This is a genomic window from Klebsiella scottii (assembly GCF_036561945.1).
GTDB classification, from domain to species: Bacteria; Pseudomonadota; Gammaproteobacteria; order Enterobacterales; family Enterobacteriaceae; genus Klebsiella; species Klebsiella scottii.
Window position 1 is genome coordinate 3,135,983 of record NZ_JARXNI010000020.1, and the last position, 21,420, is coordinate 3,157,402.

Consider the following 21,420-nt stretch of genomic DNA (forward strand, 5'->3'; position numbering starts at 1 on the left):
ATGCCTCAGCAAAAGAAAAGAATAAGGCCGGACCTTGCGTGGATGACATCCCGCGAGACCCGGCCTGGAGTTTACTTTTTGTTGGGACGAATTGCCGGGGCTGCCTTGTCCAGCACGCCGTTAACAAACTTATGGCTATCTTCGGCGCCGAAGGTTTTCGCCAGCTCGATAGCTTCGTTGATGGCGACTTTGTACGGCACGTCGTCACGCTTTGACAGCTCGAACAGGGCGATACGCAGTACCGCTTTTTCCACCTGGCCCAGCTCTTCAAGCAGACGGGACAGGTACGGCTTCATCAGGCCGTCGAGGTATGCGCTGTTAGTCGCCACTCCGGACAGCAGTTCGCGAAAATACGGAACGTCGACATCTTTAACGTCCTGTTCCGCCAGGAACTGGTATTCAACATCAGAGATGTCGTTTTTCGATAACTGCCAGGAGTAAAGCGCCTGGACAGCACACTCACGGGCGCGGCGACGAGCAGCAGGTTTCACGGAATTCCCCTTACAAAAAAATTCAGGCCTTGATGGCTCTCAATACGTTAATCATTTCCAGCGCGGTCAGCGCAGCTTCTGCGCCTTTGTTACCGGCTTTGGTGCCAGCGCGTTCGATGGCTTGCTCAATGCTTTCGGTGGTCAGAACACCAAAGGCTACCGGAATTTCGCTTTCCTGAGCGACGTGCGCCAGGCCATTGCTTGCTCCGCCAGCCACATATTCAAAGTGCGCAGTACCCCCACGGATCACCGTACCCAGCGCAATTATCGCGTCATATTTACCGGTTTTTGCCAGTGCGCCAGCCGCCAGCGGCAGCTCATACGCGCCTGGAACCCAAACAACGGTAATATTTTCATCTTTTACCTGACCGATGCGCTTCAGGGCGTCAATCGCACCTTCCAGCAGGCTGTCATTGATAAAGTTGTTGAAACGCGCAATGGTGATGGCGACGCGAGCGTCCGGGGTAGCAACGTTAGCTTCAATAATGTTCATACTCTTCCTTCGGGTTCATTTGGCCCCGCAAGGGGGGCGGATTCTACCATAATATTTTATACACTTCATCCTGCAAACTGCCCTGGCGTTAGCTGCGGCTGACCCGGCCGCTCTTCAGGCTTCGCTTCTCGCTTACCGTCTCGTCGCATTCTGAATAACCAGGCGTATCGGCGCGGCTTCCCCGTCGGGCAGGGAGATTATGCGCTCACTAAGTGCAGGCAAACGTCCGGGCCTACATGACGTATCTCATTGAATTTGAAATGGGGCGCGTCGGCCAGTTTCTCAAGCCCCGGCAGCGCGCAGAGCCCGCGCGCATCGCTTCCTAACAGTTTAGGCGCAATGTAGACGATAAGCTCGTCCACCAGCCCCGCCTGCAGCAGCGCGCCGGCCAGAGCAGGACCGGCCTCCACCCAGATGCTGTTAACCTGCTGCTTGCCCAACTGCATCATCAGCACCACCAGATCGAGATGGCCTTTATGCTCCGGGATCTGCAGAGTACGCACGTTCTCAGGCCACTCGCGAGAGTCCTGACGGGTGCGGGCAAACAGCGTTTCTCCCGCCTGCTGTACGATGCGGTGCTGCGGCGTAACGCGGTTTTGGCTATCGATGACAATGCGCAGCGGCTGGCGCAGATTCTCCTGCGGATAGCGCGCCTGAATATCAGGAGTGAGCTCGTCCCAGCGCACGGTAAGCGCCGGGTCATCCGCGAGGACGGTGGCGCTGCTGGTGAGGATCGCATGGCTTTGCGCGCGCAGGCGCTGTACGTCGCGTCGCGCCTGCGGCGAAGTGATCCACTGACTTTCGCCGCTGGCCATTGCCGTACGGCCGTCGAGCGAGGCGCCCATTTTTAGCTGAATATAGGGGAAGCCGGTGCGCATCCGCTTCAGGAAGCCTTTATTTAACGCTTCGGCCTCGCCCATCATCAGGCCGTGGCTGACGTCGATGCCCTCCTGCTGCAGGCGATACAGACCGCGCCCGGCCACCTGCGGATTGGGGTCCTGCATCGCGGCCACCACCCGCACAACGCCTGCGGCAATCAGCGCATCGCAGCACGGCGGCGTGCGTCCGTGATGGCTGCAGGGCTCCAGCGTGACGTAGGCGGTGGCGCCTTTGGCCCTTTCGCCGGCCATGCGCAGCGCGTGCACTTCGGCATGCGGCTCGCCGGCGCGGTAGTGGAAACCTTCGCCAACAATTTCGCCGTCTTTAACAATGACGCAGCCGACGTTCGGGTTTGGGTGGGTCGTGAAGCGACCGCGCGCGGCGAGCCTGAGCGCGCGTGCCATGTATATTTCGTCATGCATGGCTTAATCCTGTAAGCGGGCGATCTCTTCGCCGAATTCTTTGATGTCTTCAAAACTGCGATAGACGGAAGCAAAGCGGATGTAGGCGACTTTATCGAGCTTCTTCAGCTGTTCCATCACCAGGTTACCGATCATTTTGCTGGGGACTTCGCGTTCACCGGTGCCGCGCAGATGCGTTTTGATGTGGTTGAGCGCCATTTCTACATCGTCGGCGCTGACCGGGCGCTTTTCTAACGCTTTGAGCATCCCGCTGCGCAGCTTATCTTCGTTGAAGGGTTCACGAACGTCATTGCTTTTTACCACTCGCGGCATCACCAGCTCGGCCACTTCGAAGGTGGTAAAGCGTTCATTGCAGACCAGGCACTGCCGACGACGACGCACAGAAGAGCCCTCCCCCACCAGGCGAGAGTCGATCACTTTAGTATCTACGGCGAAACAGAAAGGGCAATGCATAGCGCGTCCTGGCATCAAGTTAAACTGACAGGTAGTTTACCGCGAAGTGACCCGACTACAAAGAAAGAGCTTTTGAGACAAAGGATCTATAGTGCGCTTATGCAAACGATCTACCATTAATCATCCCTCTGTTAACGGAATCCCGACCATGACAAGACGTTATTTGAAGCTGGCGATTGTGGGTAGCCTTTTTACGCTCAGCGCCTGCGCCCAGCAAAGCGAAGTCCGCCAGATGAATCAGAGCGTGAGCGCGTTGAGCAAGGAGATGACCCAGCTCAATCAGCAAACGGTGAAAATTACCCAGCAAAACGCCCTGAATGCGAAGTCCAGCAGCGGCGTTTATCTGCTGCCCGGGGCGAAAACTCCCGCGCGGCTGAACAGCCAGATAGGCACCCTGCGGATGTCGCTGCGTGATATTGCCCCCGACGGCGACGGCACCCGCCTGACGCTGCGTATCCAGGGCGAATCAAACGATCCGCTGCCGGCGTTTAGCGCAACCGTCGCCAACGGGCAGATCAGCGGCACTACCGAGAGCTACCGGGAGATCAACGTTCACGACCAGCTGATTAGCGCACCAGCCAGCATCCTGGCGCCGAGCGACGTCGATATTCCGCTGCGCCTCAGCGGCATCACTCCGGAACAGTTAGGCTTCGTACGCATCCACGATATTCAGCCCGCAGACGCGCAGTAAACTCCCCCGCCGGGTGTTTGTGACACCCGGCTTCCCTCGCGGAAAATCCATTTACAACTTTTCACAACAGTTCAGTAAAAATTGACCTCCGTGATGAATTTCAGTGGCATTCTGTCAAGAAATGCATAGAATCGTGAACGCAATCGATTACGTATGTTTTCGATCTGTGAAACAACACGTATTTTTGTGAGCAATGATTTCTATAATAGACGCCACAGAAATACGAAATATTTAGAAACGCTTCGGCAACTTTCTTCACGCCTTTTGGCTTAATTTAAACAGTGGCATCCATATGAAAAAAACATTACTGGCAGCAAGCGCCGTCGTGGCGCTCTCCGCATCTTTCACTGCCGGCGCGGCAGAAAACGACAAACCGCAGTACCTGTCTGATTGGTGGCACCAGAGTGTAAACGTGGTGGGTAGCTACCACACCCGTTTTGGGCCACAAATCCGCAACGATACCTATCTCGAATACGAAGCGTTTGCCAAGAAAGACTGGTTTGATTTCTACGGTTACATGGATGCACCGGTATTCTTCGGCGGTAACACCACGGCCAAGGGTATCTGGAACCACGGTTCCCCACTGTTTATGGAAATTGAGCCGCGTTTCTCTATCGACAAGCTGACCAATACCGACCTGAGCTTCGGTCCGTTCAAAGAGTGGTATTTCGCCAACAACTACATCTACGATATGGGCCGCAACGCGTCCGGTCGTCAGAGCACCTGGTATATGGGTCTGGGTACCGACATCGATACCGGTCTGCCGATGAGCCTGTCCCTGAACGTCTATGCAAAATATCAGTGGCAGAACTACGGCGCATCCAACGAAAACGAGTGGGATGGCTACCGCTTCAAGGTGAAATACTTTGTTCCGCTGACCGACCTGTGGGGCGGCTCGCTGAGCTACATCGGCTTCACCAACTTTGACTGGGGCTCCGATCTGGGCGATGACAGCTTCTACGACCAGAACGGCAAACACGCGCGCACCAGCAACTCCATCGCTTCCAGCCACATCCTGGCGCTGAACTATGCGCACTGGCACTACTCGGTAGTGGCTCGTTACTTCCATAACGGCGGTCAGTGGGCGAATGACGCGAATCTGAACTTCGGTGACGGCGACTTCAACGTTCGCTCTACCGGCTGGGGTGGTTACTTCGTGGTGGGTTACAACTTCTAATCCTGCCTGATGGTCCCCGGCCTCTGCGCCGGGGATATCGATTGACCCGCATTATGGCTCACGCTCCTCGCACCTCACCTTACGCAGAAAATCACTCAATGAACGGTCGGCCCGCTCGCTGAAAAGGCGCCCGGTGGCAGCCACGTCCAGGCAGCGATCGAGACGAAAGCAGCGGTAATCGTCGCGGAGCTCGCACCAGCTCACCAGCAGCCAGCGTTCGCCCCAGAAAAAGAGCCCCAGCGGCAGCACTTCGCGCTGCGACGCCTTTCCCGCTTCATCGCGGTAGTGCAGCGCCAGCACCCGCTGGCCGGAAACCGCCCGATGCACCAGATCAAACTGCGCCTTGCTGTGGCCCTGGGCGCCAAAATCCGGCGCAAACAGCCGCGATTGCTCGGCCTTACGCCGACTCTCTTCAGGTAAAATCGCGAGCACCTTTTCCCGAGCCGACTCCAGCGCCTGGGATAGCGATTCGCCTCCCCAGGTTTGCAGCAGCCGAATCGCGGCCACCAGCGCTTCCGACTCCTGGGTCGTCAGCATCAGAGGCGGTAAGCTGTAGCCTGCCAGCAGGCGATATCCGCTTCCGGCCTCGCCCTCCACCGGCACGCCGGAGAGCGACAGGTCGCGGATATCCCGGTAGATGGTGCGCTCCGATACGCCGAGCCGCTCCGCCAGCAGTCCGGCGGTGGTTAATCTTCTTCCCCGCAGGATCTGAACGATTTGGAAAAGGCGGTCGGCGCGTCGGCTCATTTTTAGCTTATCTCATGGTTTAGGGCCTGTCCCGCAGGCGTCAACAGCATTAATGGGACAGGTGTTTAGGTTGATGCAGGCCAATCCGGTTACCTTCGCTATCAATAAACAGCGAGATGGTGCCAATATCGTTCGACAGCTCAAGCGGGCCAAAGACGCAGCTCCCGCCAGCGGAATTCACGCGGTCGAGCGTGGCGGCCAGATTGTCAGTATGCAGATAGATAATACATCCCTGATCGGCAGGTTTAACCCCGTCAAACTTTGCCAGCGCGCCGCCGGGAGCCGGCTCCTGATACGGGAAAACGGCCATTTCGGCACAATCCATATTTTCCCGACGCAGCGTCACCTGCAGCACCGGCTCGTAAAACGCCACGGCACGATCCATGTCGGCGACCGGAATTTCAAACCAGTTAATTACGTTGTTCATACATCCTCCTGTCCATTGTTTGGGTTCAGGAGGAGTGTATGGCAGGGCTACTGACAGCGTACTGTCAGTAGCGATCGGCGTCCCTGCCGCCACGCGGTTTGCCGCCGGCGGTTAACCCGCCGTGCAAACCAGGGCCCGCTGCTTATCAAGCAGCCAGGGGCGGAGATAGCCCACGGTGTTCGAAAACGGCAGCACCGCCTCCGGTAGCGCAATCCCCAGCCGTTCCCGAATATAGCGGCGTCGGGTGACGATACGCTGCCAGAGATCCGGATACGCCTGCGCCAGCTCGTGGCGCAGAGACTCGTCCGCCAGCGCCACGGTGTCTTCAATGCTGGCGCCGGCGTAGCCCGCTCGCGAAGGAATAATGTCGATTTGCAGGATCATACCGCTCTGCAAGCAGGCGTCGGAGTTCGGCCCGATGGGCGAACAGAGCCACTCTTCATCGGCCACCAGATGCCCCGGATTAAGATGCCAACGGTACTCCGCCTTCGGCAGGACCCGCTCGATAAGATCGTACATGTCGCCGCCGCGCATGCCGATATGCAGATTCTCCAGCCAGCTGACCACCGCGCAAAAATAGGGTTTCGCCACCACCTGCAGATAATCCGCCACCTCCGGCGCCAGCTCGGCGTCGTCGCGCACCACGTACGCCGCACGGCTGCTCAGCCCCCCTTTAAAGCTGGTGGTTAGCGAGAATTGATCCCCGAGCTGAATGACTTTATCGCCGGGATAAAGATTAGCGTAAGTGAAGCGATCGCCGGTGGCGGCAATCATCACCACGTTGTTGGGCTGGCCTTCCGCCGCCAGCAGCGCGCCGATCTGTTTTTCCGTTTTTCCCGGCTCGATGGCATTCAACGCCGTGAGGATCGCCGTCGACGCCAGGTTAGCGCCATATTCGTAGTGCGCCAGCTCATTGGCGCAGTTGACCGTTCGTGCTCCGCCGTCCGGGGCGATAAATATCCCCGTAGCGTTGCGTAATGTCGTCTGCGGCCCGGCGGCAAGGCGAATCGCATCGACGATAAAGGCCGGGATATCGAACATCTGCGCCGTGTCGTCAGCGCTGCCGGTAAACAGCTTCCAGCCCGCAAGACCGATGCTTTTCCCGGCCCCCACTGCGGCCTCCTGCAGCAGCTGCGGCAGCGTTTTATCGCCGGTCATCGGCTGATTCGGCAGCGAGAACCACGGCGCATGGAGCGCCCGATTCGCCAGGCGAGCGCTGGCCGCCAGCTTGAGGTTTTCATTGCCCAGCACCAGCACCGCTTCGCCATCGCCGTGCAGCACCAGCAGCGCCTCTTCAAAACGCGGAATAAACCCGGTGAGATATTCAAAGTTGCCGCCGTGCTCTTTGTCGGCATACACAATCAGCGAATCAAACCCGCACTGGCGCATCTGCGTCAGCACCTTTGCTTTGCGCAGGCGTAAGGTTTCATCGCTGAGCGTCACGCTGGGCACGTCGTGCCAGAGGGTCGGTTGGGGGACTGCGGAGAGGGTTACGACGGCCATTGGCGTTACTCCATGTCATAAAATGCGGATAATGGAGAGTAACCAAAATTGGCGAAGCTGTAATAAAAAAATCCCGGCCTTGCGACCGGGATTGCGTTATCAGAACGGGACTGCCTTACGGCAGAATTGACGGCTGATCCGCCCCTTCCTTCTCGACTTTCTGCTGCAGCATATGCTCGCGCTTCATGCCCAGCTTCAGCGCCAGCGCGGACGCAACGTAGATAGAAGAGGCCGTACCGATGGAGACACCGATCAGCATCGTCAGCGAGAAGCCTTCGAGAACCGGACCACCAAAGAGGTACAGCATCAGGATCACCACCAACGTGGTCCCGGAAGTGATCAACGTACGATGCAGCGTCTGGGTCAACGACACGTTGAAGATCTCGTACGGCGTACCGCGGCGGATCTTACGGAAGTTTTCACGAATACGGTCGGATACCACGATGCTGTCGTTCAGCGAGTAGCCGATAACCGACATCAGCGAGGCGACGATGGTCAGATCAATCTCGATATGGAACAGCGAGAGGATGCCCATCGTAATGACCACATCGTGCGCCAGCGCGATAACCACCCCGGCGGCAAGACGCCACTCGAAACGGAAACCGACGTACACCAGGATACAGATCAGCGCTGCCAGCAGCGCCATTGCGCCGCTTTGTGCAAGGTCAGCCCCGACGCTCGGCCCCACGAACTCGATTCGTTTAACCGTCGCGTCCTGGCTGGTCGATTCGTTAATCACGCTAACGACCTTGCTGCCCAGCTCCTGGCTGACGTTGGTATCATGCACCGGCGGCATACGCACCATGATGTCGCGGCTGCTGCCGAAGTTCTGCAGCTGCGGCTCTTCAAAGCCCGCCTTCTGCAGCGCTTCGCGCATCTGGTCCAGTTCGGCTGGTTTTTCGAGGGTAATTTCAATCACCGTACCGCCGGTGAAATCCAGACCCCAGTTAAACCCGCGCACGCCCATCACCACGATGGCGGCAATCAGCAGAAAACCGGAAATGCCGAAAGCCCAGTAGTCCCAGCGCATAAAGTCATAGACTTTACGGCCGTGGTTCAATTGTTCAACAGTATATTCCTGTGCCACAACGCACTCCTCAGATAGACAGCTTTTTAACGCGCTTGCCGCCGTACAGCAGGTTCACGATGGCACGGGTGCCGACGATAGCGGTAAACATCGAGGTTGCCACACCGATACCGGTGGTAATAGCAAACCCTTTAATTGCACCGGTACCGACCGCGTACAGGATGATAACTTTGATCAACGTCGTAATGTTCGCATCGAAGATCGAGCTGAATGCGCCCCGGTAACCTTCATCAATCGCCTGCTGAACGGAACGCCCGTTGCTCAACTCTTCTTTAATACGTTCGTTGATCAGTACGTTAGCATCGACCGCCACCGCAAGGGTTAACACGATACCCGCAATCCCCGGCATACTCAGCGTCGCCCCAGGCAGCAGGGACATGATACCGACGATCAGCACCAGGTTAGCCACCAGCGCGGAGGTCGCGATCAGACCGAATTTCTTATAGAAGAAAATCATGAACAGGATAGACACCACCAGACCGGCCAGACACGCTTCCAGGCCCTGCTTGATGTTCTGCATACCCAAGGTCGGGCCGATAGTACGTTCTTCAACGATCTGAATCGGCGCGATCAGCGCACCCGCACGCAGCAGCAGAGAGAGCTGACGCGCTTCGTTCGGGTTGCTGATACCGGTAATACGGAAGCTGTTACCCAGGCGAGACTGAATATTGGCGATGTTAATCACCTCTTCCTCTTTCGCCAGAATGGCACGACCGTTGGCATCTTTCTTACCGCTGTCTTTGTACTCCACAAACAGGGTCGCCATCGGTTTACCGATGTTGTCCTTGGTGAAGTTAGACATGATGTTACCACCCGCGCTGTCCAGCGAGATGTTAACCTGCGGCTGGTTGAATTCGTCCATGCTGGAAGTGGAGTCGGTGATATGGTCACCGGTCAGAATCACGCGCTTGTACAGCACAACCGGCCGACCTTCACGCGTATCTTTCACTTCCGAGTCGCCAGGGACGCGGCCGGAAGCGGCTGCGGCGCTGTCAACGTTGCTGTTGACCAGACGGAATTCCAGGGTAGCGGTGGCGCCAAGAATTTCTTTCGCGCGCGCGGTGTCCTGAATACCCGGCAGTTCAACCACGATACGGTCGGCGCCCTGACGCTGTACCAGCGGCTCGGCAACGCCCAGCTGGTTTACACGGTTACGCAGAATGTTGATGTTCTGCTGCACGGCGTATTCGCGGGCTTCTTTCAGGCGCTCATCGGTCATCACCGCCTTCAGGCCGGTGCTGCCCTGAGTAGAGATAACCAGGTCGCGGTGACGCGGGCTAAGATAAGAGATAGCCTGATCGCGCGCGGTACCGTCACGGAAAGCGATGCTCAGACCAAAATTGTCTTCTTTACGCACGGTGGAGTAAGGAATGCCTTTATCACGCAGCTCGCTGCGCAGGCTATCGATATTTTGTTCCTGCAGCTTGCCCAGCGCAGTGTCCATATCCACTTCCATCAGGAAGTGGACGCCGCCGCGCAGGTCAAGACCCAGCTTCATCGGCTCGGCATGGATAGCCGCTAACCAGCGCGGGGTTGCCGGAGCAAGGTTCAGCGCCACGACGTATTTATCACCCAACACGTCCACCAGCACTTCGCGTGCGCGGAGCTGGACATCGGTGGTGTCGAAGCGCGCAAGAATTGCGCCCTCTTCCAGTGCCACAGACTTAGCGGTAATTTTTTCTTCTTGTAACGTTTTCTGGACCTGGATCAGCGTTTGCTCACTGGCGGCGACACCGCGCGCGCCAGTGATTTGAACGGCCGGATCCTCACCATACAGGTTGGGGAGCGCATACATCAGGCCGACGATAATGACGACGACCAGCATGATGTACTTCCACAAAGGATAACGGTTTAACACGGCAGTTCCCTTAGGGAAAAGTGGATTACAGCGCCTTCATGGTGCCTTTCGGCAGAACGGCGGCTACGAAGTCACGTTTGATAACCACTTCAGTGGTGTCGTTCAGTGCGATAGCAATGTATCCGCTTTCGGCAACTTTAGTGACGCGACCAACCAGGCCACCATTCGTCAGCACTTCATCACCTTTGGCGATGGAGCTCATCAGATTTTTATGCTCTTTGGTGCGTTTCTGCTGTGGGCGCAGGATCATGAAGTAAAAAATCAGACCAAACACCACCAGCATCAGGATCAGAGACATCGGGCTGCTCTGCGCTGCGCCACCGGTTGCTGCTGCCGCATCAGAAATGAAAAAGCTCATTGAAATTCCCTCATTATTAAAATTAATCAACGTTCAAAGGAGGAACGGTTCGTCCCTGACGTTGGTAAAAATCGGCCACGAAGCTCTCTAATTTACCCTCTTCAATAGCCTTGCGTAAACCAGCCATTAAGCGCTGATAGTAACGCAGGTTATGAATGGTGTTGAGGCGCGCGCCCAATATTTCGTTGCAACGATCGAGATGATGCAAGTAAGCGCGTGAATAATTGCGACATGTATAGCAATCACACTCGGCATCCAGCGTCGCCGTATCGCTTTTATGTTTCGCATTACGGATTTTTACGACGCCATCGGTGACGAAAAGGTGACCGTTACGCGCGTTACGCGTAGGCATAACGCAGTCGAACATATCGATACCGCGACGTACCCCTTCAACCAGATCTTCCGGCTTGCCAACGCCCATCAGATATCGCGGCTTGTCGGCCGGGATCTGCGGGCAGACGTGCTCGAGGATACGGTGCATGTCTTCCTTCGGCTCGCCGACAGCCAAACCGCCGACAGCGTAGCCATCAAAGCCGATATCTACCAGACCTTTAACGGAGATATCACGTAAATCTTCGTAAACGCTGCCCTGAATGATACCGAAGAGCGCGTTTTTGTTGCCCAGGCCGTCAAAGCGGTCGCGGCTGCGCTGCGCCCAGCGCAGAGACATTTCCATCGAGCGTTTGGCGTAATCCCACTCCGCCGGATACGGCGTACATTCGTCGAAGATCATCACGATATCGGAACCGAGATCGAACTGAATCTCCATCGATTTTTCCGGATCGAGGAAGATAGGATCGCCGTTGATCGGGTTGCGGAAATGCACGCCCTGCTCGGTTATCTTGCGGATATCGCCGAGGCTGAAGACCTGAAAGCCGCCGGAATCGGTGAGAATCGGCCCTTTCCACTGCATAAAGTCGTGCAGGTCGCCGTGCAGCTTCATGATCTCCTGACCAGGACGCAGCCACAGGTGGAACGTGTTGCCCAGAATGATCTGCGCGCCGGTGGCTTCAACTTCTTCCGGCGTCATCCCTTTAACGGTACCGTAGGTCCCGACGGGCATAAATGCAGGCGTTTCAACCACGCCGCGCTCAAACACCAGGCGACCGCGGCGGGCGCGACCGTCGGTGGTATCCAGTTCAAATTTCATTATCACTCCTGCGTCAGAAAAACAGTCTGACGTTAAACAACTCGCTACGGAATGGTTCCATAGCTAAAAATACCTGGAGGCGTTATCGCCGCAGCCAGTTTGCGGTCGGCCAGCGCGCAGCCACCGGAGCGTACACGCAGTACGTGAGGATGGCGAGCACTGCCCGGCGTCAAAATGGCAAGTGAGATAGCCTTTTTACGGACGCTCAAAAATAGCCCGCGGATTGTACGTGATAAACATCGCGTCCCCGTAGCTAAAAAAGCGATATTTTTGTTCTACCGCAGCCTTATAGGCGTTCATGGTGTGCTGATAGCCGGCAAACGCCGAAACCAGCATAATCAGAGTGGATTCAGGCAGATGGAAATTAGTGACCAGCGCATCTACCGCTTTGTACTGATATCCCGGATAGATAAAAATCTTCGTGTCGCCGAAGAAGGGTTCGATCAGATCGTTTTTTGCCGCCTGGGCCGCGCTCTCCAGCGAACGTACCGAGGTCGTTCCCACGGCGATAACGCGGCTGCCGCGCGCTTTGGCGGCCAGCACCGCATCAACCACATCCTGCGGGACTTCGGCGTATTCGGCGTGCATGATGTGATCTTCAATGCTGTCCACGCGCACCGGCTGGAACGTCCCCGCGCCAACGTGCAGCGTCACGAACGCCATTTCAATGCCCTTCTCGCGCAGCTTCTCCAGCAGCGGCTCGTCAAAGTGCAGGCCCGCGGTCGGCGCGGCTACCGCGCCCGGCCTGGCGCTATAAACGGTCTGATACAGCTCGCGGTCGGCGTCTTCATCCGGGCGGTCGATATAGGGCGGTAGCGGCATATGGCCGATGCTGTTGAGAATATCCAGCACCGGACGTGGGTCGTTAAACTCCACTTCAAACAGCGCGTCGTGGCGCGCCACCATCGTGGCCTGGATGCTTTCATCATCGCCCAGCAGCAGCTCGGCGCCCGGCTTCGGCGCTTTTGAGGCGCGGATGTGCGCCAGAATACGTTTGTCATCAAGCATGCGCTCGACCAGCACTTCAATCTTACCGCCGCTGGCTTTACGCCCGAACAGACGCGCCGGGATCACCCGGGTATTGTTAAAGACCAGCAGATCGCCGGGATTGAGCTTATCGAGCAGATCGGTGAAAGTGCCGTGCGTCAGCGCGCCCGTCGGCCCGTCTAACGACAGCAAGCGGCAGCTACTGCGCTCGGGCTGCGGGTAGTGGGCAATCAGGGATTCAGGAAGTTCAAAGGAAAAATCGGTAACGCGCATGACGGTGACTCAGACTAAATAAAGAGGCGGGTAGTCTAGTGCGGGGGCGTTCTCCCTGCAACCTTTACCCCGCAGCACAGTTATAATACTCTAAATAATTCGGGTCGCAGGACAAGGCGCTTGTGCCTTGAACAGCGCTTGCGCTGGCCCCGTAGGGGCGAGGCCGTAGGCCGGGTAACGCGGCAACTGAGAGACAAATTCGTCAGGAACGAATTTGACCTGCCGAAGGCAGGCCTCCGGTGAGGGACATCCCGATCACTTAGTCAACCAGGTGACCGGGAAGAACGACAAATCTGCCGGGAGCAGATTTGAACGCTGCTTGCAGCGGCCCTGGAAGGGCGAGACCCACGGATGGGCCGAGTAAGGAAGCCAACGCACATGCAACTTGAAGTATAACGAGTATTATGAATTTTCTCGCACACCTGCACTTAGCCCACCTTGCCGACAGCTCGCTGCCGGGCAACCTGCTGGCGGATTTCGTCCGCGGTAATCCGCAGTCGGACTATCCGAGCGAGATCGTGGACGGCATCTTTATGCATCGGCGAATCGACGTCATGACCGATAATCTGGCGGAAGTTAAGGCCGCCCGGGAGTGGTTTCGTCCGCAGACCCGGCGCGTGGCGCCGATTACGCTCGACGTCATGTGGGATCACTTCCTCTCGCACCACTGGGACCGCATCTCCCCCGATATGCCGCTCAGCGAGTTCGTCCGCTATGCCCGCGCCCAGGTGGCAACCATTTTGCCGGATTCGCCGCCGCGCTTCGTCAATCTCAATGCATACATGTGGTCCGAGCGCTGGCTCGAGCGCTATGAGGATATGGAGTTTATCCAGCGCGTCCTCAACGGAATGGCCAGCCGTCGCCCGCGCCTCGACGCCCTGCGCGACTCGTGGCAGGACCTTGATACCCACTATGACAAACTGGAGCAGCAGTTCTGGCTTTTTTACCCGCGCATGATGGCGCAGGCTAAAAATCGCGAACTCTAGTGGTTGCGTTTGCTGACAAAAAGACTATTCTGAAGGTCACATCTCGGCATAAATTGATAGGCAAAACCTATCTCATCGATTGTCAGCCTCACGTTGAGTTCGTCAGTCCCTGCCCCTATACTTGCCCGCGTTGCGTTTCAATTAACCTTAGTATTAACAGGAGAATCATATGGTTCTGGTAACTCGTCAGGCTCCGGATTTTACCGCGGCAGCAGTTTTAGGTAACGGCGAAATCGTTGAGAAATTCAACTTCAAACAGCACACCAACGGTAAAGCAACCGTACTGTTCTTCTGGCCGATGGACTTCACCTTCGTTTGCCCGTCTGAGCTGATTGCTTTTGACAAACGTTATGAAGAATTCCAGAAGCGTGGCGTAGAAGTTGTTGGCGTTTCCTTCGACTCCGAATTCGTCCACAACGCATGGCGTAACACCCCGGTAGACCAGGGCGGCATCGGTCCGGTTAAATACGCGATGGTTGCTGACATCAAGCGTGAAATCCAGAAAGCCTACGGTATCGAACATCCGGACGAAGGCGTTGCGCTGCGCGGCTCCTTCCTGATCGACACTAACGGCGTTGTTCGCCACCAGGTTGTGAACGACCTGCCGCTGGGACGTAACATCGACGAAATGCTGCGTATGGTTGACGCGCTGCAGTTCCACGAAGAGCACGGCGAAGTGTGCCCGGCACAGTGGGAAAAAGGTAAAGAAGGGATGGCCGCTTCTCCGGAAGGCGTGGCTAAATACCTGACCGAGAACGTTTCCAGCCTGTAATCGGCTGCCGTTCATAAAAAGGCTCGCACCCGCGAGCCTTTTTTGTTGCTTCACGCCGCGCCGCCCTTTTTCACCTCGCGCCAGATCCGCCATGCCATCATGAGCAGAACGGCCACGCCGAGGATCAGCGCCCCCCATACCAGCACTATTTTCCAGTAGCCTTGCCGATCGGCAGCCGAAGTTGCGCTCAGCCGCGCCTCTCCGCCCAGGGTGACGCTCTCCTGCGTAATAATGGCCCACGGCAGGTAATTCACCTGCTGAGTTTTACGCAGCGACGCCGGGATCAGCATATCCAGCCCGATATCGGCCCTTGCCGCCGCCCGGTTTCCCCAGGCCAGCATATAGGGGCCTTTTCCCTGGGTGTTAAACACCAGCTGATAGCTATCGCGCGCGCCGCTCAGGGCTGGCAGCGTCTCAGGCAGCCTGGCGTTAATTGTGGTCATGCGAACCGCTTCAACCAGCTGCCCGGCAAGGTGAATATCTTCCGAGCGTTTCCCGTCGAGATGGTAAAGCACGGTTTGCGTCAGCGGCCGCCACGGCTCCTTGTCGCCGCTGCGCCACGCCAGTTCTACCGGCAACACCCCTTCGCCTGGCAGATCGATCCTCAGCGAGCTCAGCGGCTGCGGCTGGCTCCAGCGCCAGACGGCTTGCCGATCCGAGAGCTTGTCCGCACGCGCGTCAAGCACGATGCGTTCAGGCTCCGGCTCAGCGCTCCCGGCGACCGCGCTGACGCTCTCCAGCGCCAGCGCCGGGCTTTGCGAGTCCAGAATCACCAGCAGATAGCGATTACCCTGCGCGGAGAGCGTCAGCCTGGCGCTAATAGCGTCCAGCTTCAGCCGATCGTTATCACGCTTCAGGTCCATCAGCGGAGCATTTTCCTGTACCGTGCTCCAGGAGGTTAAATCACGGCTGGCGTAAACGGAGGCTTTCCCCTGCCAGCTCCCCTCAGGAATGTGCCAGTTCAGGCGCAGCTGGGCCAGCGAGAAGGCGTCGGTGCTGGTTTCCGGCAAGGTCAGCAAATAGCTCTGCCCGACGGCGTTGATATCGTCGCTTTCCAGCTGGATCTCAACGCCCGTCGTTGAACGTAAGACCCACGATTTTACGCCGCGGCGCCCCTCATCCTTTGGCGTAACCGGCGAAACATCCAGAGGGAAAAGTCGAAGCGTCATGGTCTGTGGCATCGCGGGCTGAGCTTTCTGCGCTTCGAGGGCAAACGGTACCGTATCGCCCTGATGATTGAATACCCGCACATCGCGTAAATCTGGCCAGGCCGTACTCTGGTAGACAGCCTGAGGAAGCTTAATGCGATACCAGGGCGATGTGCCCGGAGTTTCCAGCATGATCCCCGTCGCGTAGTCCACAGGCGCTTCCCGCTCGCTCTCGCTGCTCAGTGCCGCTCCTGTCGCACCCAGCAGGACGCTGCATAACACCGCTTTTATCCATTTCATTTTTCTGCTCCAGCTTTCGGCGGTAACGGTGAGAAATAGCCGATGATTAATACCAGAATAGCGACGCCAATAAAGGCGACCGCGCGCGCCAGCCCGCCGCCGCGCGCGCTATCCACCAGCATCAGTTTGACAATGACAATCCCTAACAGCGCCGCCCCGCAGAGCCATTCGCGGCGAGAAAGGCGTCGGGTCGCGTTCAGCATCGCCACCAGCGCTGCCAGCATCCAGAACAGGGCAAAGCAGGTCTGAATCAGTCGTGAATGCCATAGCGACTCCAGGTTCCAGGCCACCTCGCCGTACCAGGCTAGCGCACGCAGCAGCGCGCCGTTCAGCCACCAGAAGCTAAGCGCCGCCAGGGCAATCACCGGCCAGGAGCGGCACCGCGACAGCGTCTCGGGGAAATAGCGCAGCGAAACGCGATAAAAAATCACCAGCCCCAGCAGCGCAAAGGCGGCCCCCTCTTCCAGCGGATTCATCAGCGGCAGATAGGTCTGACGATAGACCACGCCGTCCTGGAAATTGGTCAGCGCCAGCAGATACGCCAGAGTCGCCGCCACCGGGATCGTCGCCAGAGAGCTGTAAAGCGCAGGCCAGACCCGGAACGGCCAGATTTGGCGACGGGTGGCCTCGGCAACGAGGAAGATAAGCAAACCGCCGGCCGCCATCGGCAAACCGCTGGCCCAGGCCGCCATTCCCCAGGGCAGATCCTGCGTAAACCAAAACAGTTCGCACGCCAGCGCCAGCAAAATCATCCAGAACAACGACAGATGAACCAGCATGGATACGCGCGGCGGCAATGAATTTCCGTCACGCCAGAGCAGAGCTACCGCTGCGGGTAGCGCAAGGCACCAGGCCAGATTTGGCCAGCCGGCCGCCGCGATTTGCTGCTGAGATATTTGATAAATCAGCACCACCAGCATCATTGGCCAGAGCAGCCATTTGCTGATATCCAGCTCTCGCCACTGCAGACGCGCGGCGACCATGCGCCAGCCCCACGCCGACGCCGCCAGCAGCGCCAGTACGCCAAAGACAACCAGCGAATCTTTCTTCAGCCCCAGCTGCGATACGGCAACGAGCGCGGCTATCCACAACAGCAGTCCGCCCGCCAGCAGCGCCCAGCTTACCTGCCGTTTAATGCCGCGCCACAGCCAGGCCGCGGCCAGCCAGTTGAGGCTGAGCACCGTGAAGATCGGCAGCAAAGAGAGCGCCGTTGTGCCATTGACCAGCGCCCACAGCGCGCTGCACACCGCCAGAACCAGCAGCCCGGTGCCGCTGTAGCTCATCCGCTGCTGCCGCTGCTGCACGCCCAGCCAGAGGATGCCGAGCCCTTCCAGCGACCAGGCCATCGCCGTCCAGCGCGCTGAAAGCGCCAGCGGAATGGCGAGAGTGGTAAACGCGCCCCCCAGCGCCAGGGCGGCCAGCACCAGCGGCCTGCCGAAAGCGGGATAGCGACGAAGCGCAAGCCAGGCGAGCGCCAGATAGGCTCCCCCGTAGCCCAGCGCGCTGAGCGCCGGGCCGTACGCCATATGTTGGGTCATGGCGTACTGCATGCCAAAGCCGATTAGCGGCGGCGCAAACAGCAGCACGCCGTCAATAATCTGCTGGCCTTTGCCCTGCGCCCGCAGCGACAGCGCCACGCTCAGCACGCCAAAAATGAGGATATTGGCAATCAGGAACAGCTGGCAGCTGAGGTAATACTCCGGGCGATAGCCGTCCAGCCCCCAGAATCCCCCGACGCCAAAGGTAAACAGCAGGCCGAGCAGATTCAGCTCGCGCCACTGTTGCCAGATGCTGATGGTGAGAATGCCCACCGACAGCAAAAGGTAGAACGAAAACAGCGCCACGTGGCTGCCGCCGCCGGTTGAGAGCAGCAGCGGCGCCAGATAGCCGCCGAGGCTCGCCAGCATCGCCAGGCTGAGCGCTTTTTGCAGGATAGCCAGCCCAACGCTGGCCGCACAAATCACCACCAGCAGAGCAAACGCCAGGGTCATCGGCAGCATTTGCCACAAGCGGAACGCGCCAAACACGGTGAGATAGAGCGCCCCCGTCGCCCCGCCCTGCAGTATTAACGCATAGACCGGCTGCTTATGCCGTAGCCGCCAGCCCACCGCCAGCAGAACGATCGCAAACAGCGCCGCAGCCACCAGGCGCAGCTCCAGCGGGAAAAGTGAGTGTTCAACGGTATAGCGCAGCAGGAAAGAGAGGCCGAAAAACAGCAGCAGGATCCCGAGTTTCGCCAGCGGGTTACCCTGCATAAACCAGCGTACCAGCGACGAAACCATCCCCCCCAATGCGGAAGGCCGCGCGCTTTTCGGTAACGAGACGCTCTTCTCTGCCGTCTGCGCTTTTGGCGGCGGACGCTGCGGATTGACGGGTTGAGGTACCGTCCCCCTTACCGGCTCCGCTGGAGCATGAGAAACCGCAGGCATCGTGGGACGCGCAACGGCTGGCGCCACGGGCGTTTCTGCGCCACCGCGCAGCTCAAGCTCCGCGACCCGACGACGCAAGGTTTCCAGCTCGGAGCGGACCGCCGAACTGCGATTAAATGCGACAATGGCCAGAACGGGAACCACCACCAGCGCGAAGAACAGAGCAATACAGCCAAGGATCAGCAGCTCATCCATGTTTTCACCTTCACTGATTCAGAAGCGAGTAGATTGACACAAATTATTGCATTTGTGCTGCCCTGTAGCGAAAGTGAGCGACATTTCAGAAAACAGCGAGCCCTTACTCGCGGGTAAGGGCTGCGCTTAAACGTTAAAACGCGAAGCAGGAACAGCCTAGCACGCCCCAGAACGCCTGCTCATCGGCAACCGGAATCGCCGACCTGCGCGCGATATCATGCTGGTGCCAGTGGACGCCGCAGCTGCCGCAGCACTGGTGCATCTGCGCGATGGCCCCGATTTTTGCCGCAGCGGGCGGCGCCGAACGGTAGTGGCCGGGAACCTTAACCACCGGAGACCACTCCGGGAGCACCGGAATGGGCGGCGGCGCCAGCGGCGAGAAGCGCCCGGCGGCATAAACCACTTTGCCATCAACCACCGTCAGTACCGATTCGATGCCTTTAATCTCCTCTTCCGGCACGCTGAAATAGTCCTTCGACAGCACCACCAGATCGGCAAGCTGATCCTGCTCAATACGTCCTTTTTTACCCTGCTCGCTGGAGAACCAGGCGCTGCCCGCCGTCCACAGCTCCAGCGCCACGTCGCGCGGCAGGCGGTTGTTCTCGTCGTACATCGTCATACCGCCGACGGTACGCCCGGAAACCAGCCAGTAGAGCGCGGTCCACGGGTTGTAGCTCGCCACGCGGGTGGCGTCGGTGCCGAGACCAACCGGCACCTCCATTTCCAGCATTTTCGCCACCGGCGGCGTGTGTTTCACCGCATCGATACCGTAGCGGTCGACAAAATATTCGCCCTGGAAGGCCATCCGGTGCTGCACCGCAATCCCGCCGCCCAGTGCCTTCACCCGCTCAATATTGCGCTCGGTGATGGTTTCCGCATGGTCAAAGAACCAGTGCAGACCGTTAAACGGGATTTCGCGGTTCACCTTTTCAAAGACGTCCAGCATCCGGCCGATCGATTCGTCATAGGTGGCGTGCAGGCGGAACGGCCAGCGGTGTTCAACCAGGTGGTGGACCACCCGCTCCAGTTCATCCTCCATTCCGGCCGGCAGATCCGGACGCGGCTGCAGGAAATCCTCAAAATCCGCCGCCGAAAAAACCAGCATCTCGCCGGCGCCGTTGGCGCGGAAAAAGTCGGTCCCCTGCCCCGGCTTCAGCATATCGGTCCAGCGTTCGAAATCATCCAGCTCCTGCTTCGGACGCTGGGTAAACAGGTTATAGGCAATGCGCACGGTCATCTGCCGGTTAGCGTGCAGCTGCTCAATAATTTCATAATCTTCCGGGTAGTTCTGGAAGCCGCCGCCGGCGTCAATCGCGCTGGTCAACCCGAGACGATTCAGTTCGCGCATAAACTGGCGCGTCGAGTTCACCTGCAGCTCCAGCGGCAGCTTCGGCCCCTTCGCCAGCGTCGCGTAGAGGATCATGGCATTAGGTTTCGCTATCAGCATCCCGGTCGGGTTGCCGTTGCCATCCCGAACAATTTCGCCGCCCGCCGGATCCGGCGTCTCTTTGCTATAGCCGACGGCCTTCAGCGCCGCGCGGTTAAGCAGCGCGCGATCGTAGAGATGCAGCACGAATACCGGCGTATCCGGCGCCGCCTGGTTTAGCTCTTCCAGCGTCGGCATACGCCGCTCGGCAAACTGGAATTCGCTCCAGCCGCCGACCACCCGCACCCACTGCGGCGCAGGCGTGCGATCGGCCTGATCTTTAAGCATCCGCAGCGCGTCCGCCAGCGACGGAACGCCTTCCCAGCGCAGCTCAAGGTTGTAGTTCAGCCCCCCGCGGATCAGGTGCAGGTGGGAATCATTCAGGCCGGGGATCGCCGTATGGCCCTGCAGATCGACGATCTGCGTGCCTTCGGCGGCAAAACTCATGATCCGATCGTGGCTACCGGCCGCGAGGATCTTACCGTCGGCGATCGCTACCGCGTCGGCCAGCGGGTTGCTGCGATCGAGGGTGTGGATCCGACCATGAGTCAGGATCAGTGTGGCAGTTTGTGACATAACGCTCTCCTTAAGGAGGCTGACTCAGTTTTTCTTTAACCAGCCAGCAAACAGGCGGGTCACGATGGGCATCCAGAACCAGACCACCAGCGCGACCACGCAGGCATCATTTATCAAATGCAGCAGCAGGCTTCCCCGCATTGAGGGCAGCAGCATGCCGGTCAGCCAGGGCACCAGGTTGGTGCTGGGGAAGATAACCAGCAAGGTCATCAGGAACTGCTTCCAGCGCAGCGGCTGGCGCACGTTGACCGCCGGAGGGGTAAACCAGAACGCCGGTTCGGTACGGACTTCCGTACGATCGCCTTCATTGAGCAGGGGCGCGATTTCAGCAACCAGCTCGCGGCGCGTTTCTGACTGCGTCCAGGCATAGAGATGCTCAATGGTGTCGAAGCGAATAATCACGCTCCATAGATTCTGCCCGGCGCCCGGGCGGATGACGTTAGCGCCAAGGTGCCCGGGAAACTCCGCCGCCACGGGCATAATTTTTCCGAGCCACTCTTCATAGCGCTTACCGTGTTCAGGATCGAGCATATGACTGATGACCAGCGTTACCGATTTCTGTTGCGCCATTGGGAGTTCCTTGCTGCAGGTG

Annotated in this window: 20 protein-coding genes; 4 read left to right on the forward strand and 16 right to left on the reverse strand. The window is 58.3% G+C overall.

All coding sequences use genetic code 11. The features are described from left to right. Positions 1-71: 71 nt before the first annotated feature. From nusB to nrdR, 4 genes are all read right to left on the reverse strand, one after another. Positions 72-491: a transcription antitermination factor NusB gene (nusB, locus tag QFI97_RS22415; RefSeq protein ID WP_041144291.1), complete on the reverse strand. Its 420-nt coding sequence runs from the start codon at positions 489-491 to the stop codon at positions 72-74. A 22-nt stretch (positions 492-513) separates the two neighbouring features. Beyond that, the gene (gene ribH, locus QFI97_RS22420; RefSeq protein ID WP_095094353.1) at positions 514-984 is read right to left on the reverse strand and encodes a 6,7-dimethyl-8-ribityllumazine synthase; all 471 of its coding nucleotides are present in this window, start codon (positions 982-984) and stop codon (positions 514-516) included. A gap of 197 nt (positions 985-1,181) precedes the next feature. Then, positions 1,182-2,285, reverse strand: a complete 1,104-nt coding sequence (ribD, locus tag QFI97_RS22425) for a bifunctional diaminohydroxyphosphoribosylaminopyrimidine deaminase/5-amino-6-(5-phosphoribosylamino)uracil reductase RibD (RefSeq protein WP_346432012.1) — start codon at positions 2,283-2,285, stop codon at positions 1,182-1,184. Between the two features lie 3 nt (positions 2,286-2,288). Then, on the reverse strand, positions 2,289-2,738 hold the full coding sequence (gene nrdR / locus QFI97_RS22430) for a transcriptional regulator NrdR (RefSeq protein ID WP_004858609.1): 450 nt from the start codon (positions 2,736-2,738) through the stop codon (positions 2,289-2,291). Positions 2,739-2,886: 148 nt separating this feature from the next. Between nrdR and QFI97_RS22435 the strand changes: the two genes are divergently transcribed. Together QFI97_RS22435 and QFI97_RS22440 are read left to right on the forward strand one after the other, a co-directional pair. Beyond that, entirely contained in the window at positions 2,887-3,429 is a 543-nt protein-coding gene (locus QFI97_RS22435) for a SadB/YajI family lipoprotein (protein ID WP_346432013.1), read from the forward strand. Positions 3,430-3,721: 292 nt separating this feature from the next. Then, positions 3,722-4,606 (forward strand): nucleoside-specific channel-forming protein Tsx, encoded by an 885-nt coding sequence (locus QFI97_RS22440; RefSeq protein WP_095094347.1) that lies wholly within the window; start codon positions 3,722-3,724, stop codon positions 4,604-4,606. 51 nt (positions 4,607-4,657) lie between these two features. On the opposite strand, the gene QFI97_RS22445 is transcribed toward QFI97_RS22440, so the two are convergent. The 8 genes from QFI97_RS22445 to queA all read right to left on the reverse strand — a co-directional run bounded on the left by QFI97_RS22445 (position 4,658) and on the right by queA (position 12,996). Further along, the gene (locus QFI97_RS22445; RefSeq protein ID WP_095094345.1) at positions 4,658-5,353 is read right to left on the reverse strand and encodes a helix-turn-helix transcriptional regulator; all 696 of its coding nucleotides are present in this window, start codon (positions 5,351-5,353) and stop codon (positions 4,658-4,660) included. A gap of 49 nt (positions 5,354-5,402) precedes the next feature. Further along, complete coding sequence (locus QFI97_RS22450) at positions 5,403-5,780, reverse strand: VOC family protein (protein ID WP_346432014.1); 378 nt, start codon at positions 5,778-5,780, stop codon at positions 5,403-5,405. A gap of 111 nt (positions 5,781-5,891) precedes the next feature. Further along, positions 5,892-7,283 (reverse strand): M24 family metallopeptidase, encoded by a 1,392-nt coding sequence (locus QFI97_RS22455; RefSeq protein WP_346432015.1) that lies wholly within the window; start codon positions 7,281-7,283, stop codon positions 5,892-5,894. A gap of 115 nt (positions 7,284-7,398) precedes the next feature. After that, a complete protein-coding gene (gene secF, locus QFI97_RS22460) occupies positions 7,399-8,370 on the reverse strand; it encodes a protein translocase subunit SecF (protein ID WP_095094339.1) in 972 nt (323 codons plus the stop codon). 10 nt (positions 8,371-8,380) lie between these two features. Further along, positions 8,381-10,228, reverse strand: a complete 1,848-nt coding sequence (secD, locus tag QFI97_RS22465) for a protein translocase subunit SecD (protein ID WP_095094337.1) — start codon at positions 10,226-10,228, stop codon at positions 8,381-8,383. A gap of 25 nt (positions 10,229-10,253) precedes the next feature. Further along, a complete protein-coding gene (gene yajC, locus QFI97_RS22470) occupies positions 10,254-10,586 on the reverse strand; it encodes a preprotein translocase subunit YajC (RefSeq protein ID WP_095094335.1) in 333 nt (110 codons plus the stop codon). 22 nt (positions 10,587-10,608) lie between these two features. Beyond that, positions 10,609-11,736 (reverse strand): tRNA guanosine(34) transglycosylase Tgt, encoded by a 1,128-nt coding sequence (gene tgt, locus QFI97_RS22475; protein ID WP_095094333.1) that lies wholly within the window; start codon positions 11,734-11,736, stop codon positions 10,609-10,611. A gap of 195 nt (positions 11,737-11,931) precedes the next feature. After that, complete coding sequence (gene queA / locus QFI97_RS22480) at positions 11,932-12,996, reverse strand: tRNA preQ1(34) S-adenosylmethionine ribosyltransferase-isomerase QueA (protein WP_095094329.1); 1,065 nt, start codon at positions 12,994-12,996, stop codon at positions 11,932-11,934. A gap of 404 nt (positions 12,997-13,400) precedes the next feature. Between queA and acpH the strand changes: the two genes are divergently transcribed. Together acpH and QFI97_RS22490 are read left to right on the forward strand one after the other, a co-directional pair. Next, entirely contained in the window at positions 13,401-13,982 is a 582-nt protein-coding gene (gene acpH, locus QFI97_RS22485; RefSeq protein ID WP_095094327.1) for an ACP phosphodiesterase, read from the forward strand. A 169-nt stretch (positions 13,983-14,151) separates the two neighbouring features. Next, the gene (locus tag QFI97_RS22490) at positions 14,152-14,754 is read left to right on the forward strand and encodes a peroxiredoxin (RefSeq protein ID WP_331834134.1); all 603 of its coding nucleotides are present in this window, start codon (positions 14,152-14,154) and stop codon (positions 14,752-14,754) included. Positions 14,755-14,804: 50 nt separating this feature from the next. Here QFI97_RS22490 and QFI97_RS22495 read toward each other — a convergent pair whose 3' ends face one another. From QFI97_RS22495 to QFI97_RS22510, 4 genes are all read right to left on the reverse strand, one after another. Then, positions 14,805-16,202 carry a DUF3999 domain-containing protein gene (locus QFI97_RS22495; RefSeq protein WP_331834133.1) on the reverse strand — a complete coding sequence of 466 codons (1,398 nt, stop codon included), beginning with the start codon at positions 16,200-16,202 and terminating at the stop codon, positions 14,805-14,807. Beyond that, positions 16,199-18,826 carry a DUF2339 domain-containing protein gene (locus QFI97_RS22500; RefSeq protein WP_346432016.1) on the reverse strand — a complete coding sequence of 876 codons (2,628 nt, stop codon included), beginning with the start codon at positions 18,824-18,826 and terminating at the stop codon, positions 16,199-16,201. Before QFI97_RS22500 ends, QFI97_RS22495 begins: the two co-directional genes overlap by 4 nt. A 133-nt stretch (positions 18,827-18,959) precedes the next feature. Then, positions 18,960-20,828, reverse strand: a complete 1,869-nt coding sequence (locus tag QFI97_RS22505) for an amidohydrolase (RefSeq protein WP_346432017.1) — start codon at positions 20,826-20,828, stop codon at positions 18,960-18,962. 24 nt (positions 20,829-20,852) lie between these two features. Further along, entirely contained in the window at positions 20,853-21,398 is a 546-nt protein-coding gene (locus tag QFI97_RS22510; protein ID WP_331834130.1) for an antibiotic biosynthesis monooxygenase, read from the reverse strand. Positions 21,399-21,420: the final 22 nt, after the last annotated feature.

Coding starts and splice junctions, on each gene's coding strand:
- ribH (WP_095094353.1), bottom strand. CDS start 984: ATGAACATTATTGAAGCTAACGTTGCTACCCCGGACGCTCGCGTCGCC.
- ribD (WP_346432012.1), bottom strand. CDS start 2,285: ATGCATGACGAAATATACATGGCACGCGCGCTCAGGCTCGCCGCGCGC.
- nrdR (WP_004858609.1), bottom strand. CDS start 2,738: ATGCATTGCCCTTTCTGTTTCGCCGTAGATACTAAAGTGATCGACTCT.
- QFI97_RS22435 (WP_346432013.1), top strand. CDS start 2,887: ATGACAAGACGTTATTTGAAGCTGGCGATTGTGGGTAGCCTTTTTACG.
- QFI97_RS22440 (WP_095094347.1), top strand. CDS start 3,722: ATGAAAAAAACATTACTGGCAGCAAGCGCCGTCGTGGCGCTCTCCGCA.
- QFI97_RS22445 (WP_095094345.1), bottom strand. CDS start 5,353: ATGAGCCGACGCGCCGACCGCCTTTTCCAAATCGTTCAGATCCTGCGG.
- QFI97_RS22450 (WP_346432014.1), bottom strand. CDS start 5,780: ATGAACAACGTAATTAACTGGTTTGAAATTCCGGTCGCCGACATGGAT.
- QFI97_RS22455 (WP_346432015.1), bottom strand. CDS start 7,283: ATGGCCGTCGTAACCCTCTCCGCAGTCCCCCAACCGACCCTCTGGCAC.
- yajC (WP_095094335.1), bottom strand. CDS start 10,586: ATGAGCTTTTTCATTTCTGATGCGGCAGCAGCAACCGGTGGCGCAGCG.
- tgt (WP_095094333.1), bottom strand. CDS start 11,736: ATGAAATTTGAACTGGATACCACCGACGGTCGCGCCCGCCGCGGTCGC.
- queA (WP_095094329.1), bottom strand. CDS start 12,996: ATGCGCGTTACCGATTTTTCCTTTGAACTTCCTGAATCCCTGATTGCC.
- acpH (WP_095094327.1), top strand. CDS start 13,401: ATGAATTTTCTCGCACACCTGCACTTAGCCCACCTTGCCGACAGCTCG.
- QFI97_RS22490 (WP_331834134.1), top strand. CDS start 14,152: ATGGTTCTGGTAACTCGTCAGGCTCCGGATTTTACCGCGGCAGCAGTT.
- QFI97_RS22495 (WP_331834133.1), bottom strand. CDS start 16,202: ATGAAATGGATAAAAGCGGTGTTATGCAGCGTCCTGCTGGGTGCGACA.
- QFI97_RS22500 (WP_346432016.1), bottom strand. CDS start 18,826: ATGGATGAGCTGCTGATCCTTGGCTGTATTGCTCTGTTCTTCGCGCTG.
- QFI97_RS22505 (WP_346432017.1), bottom strand. CDS start 20,828: ATGTCACAAACTGCCACACTGATCCTGACTCATGGTCGGATCCACACC.
- QFI97_RS22510 (WP_331834130.1), bottom strand. CDS start 21,398: ATGGCGCAACAGAAATCGGTAACGCTGGTCATCAGTCATATGCTCGAT.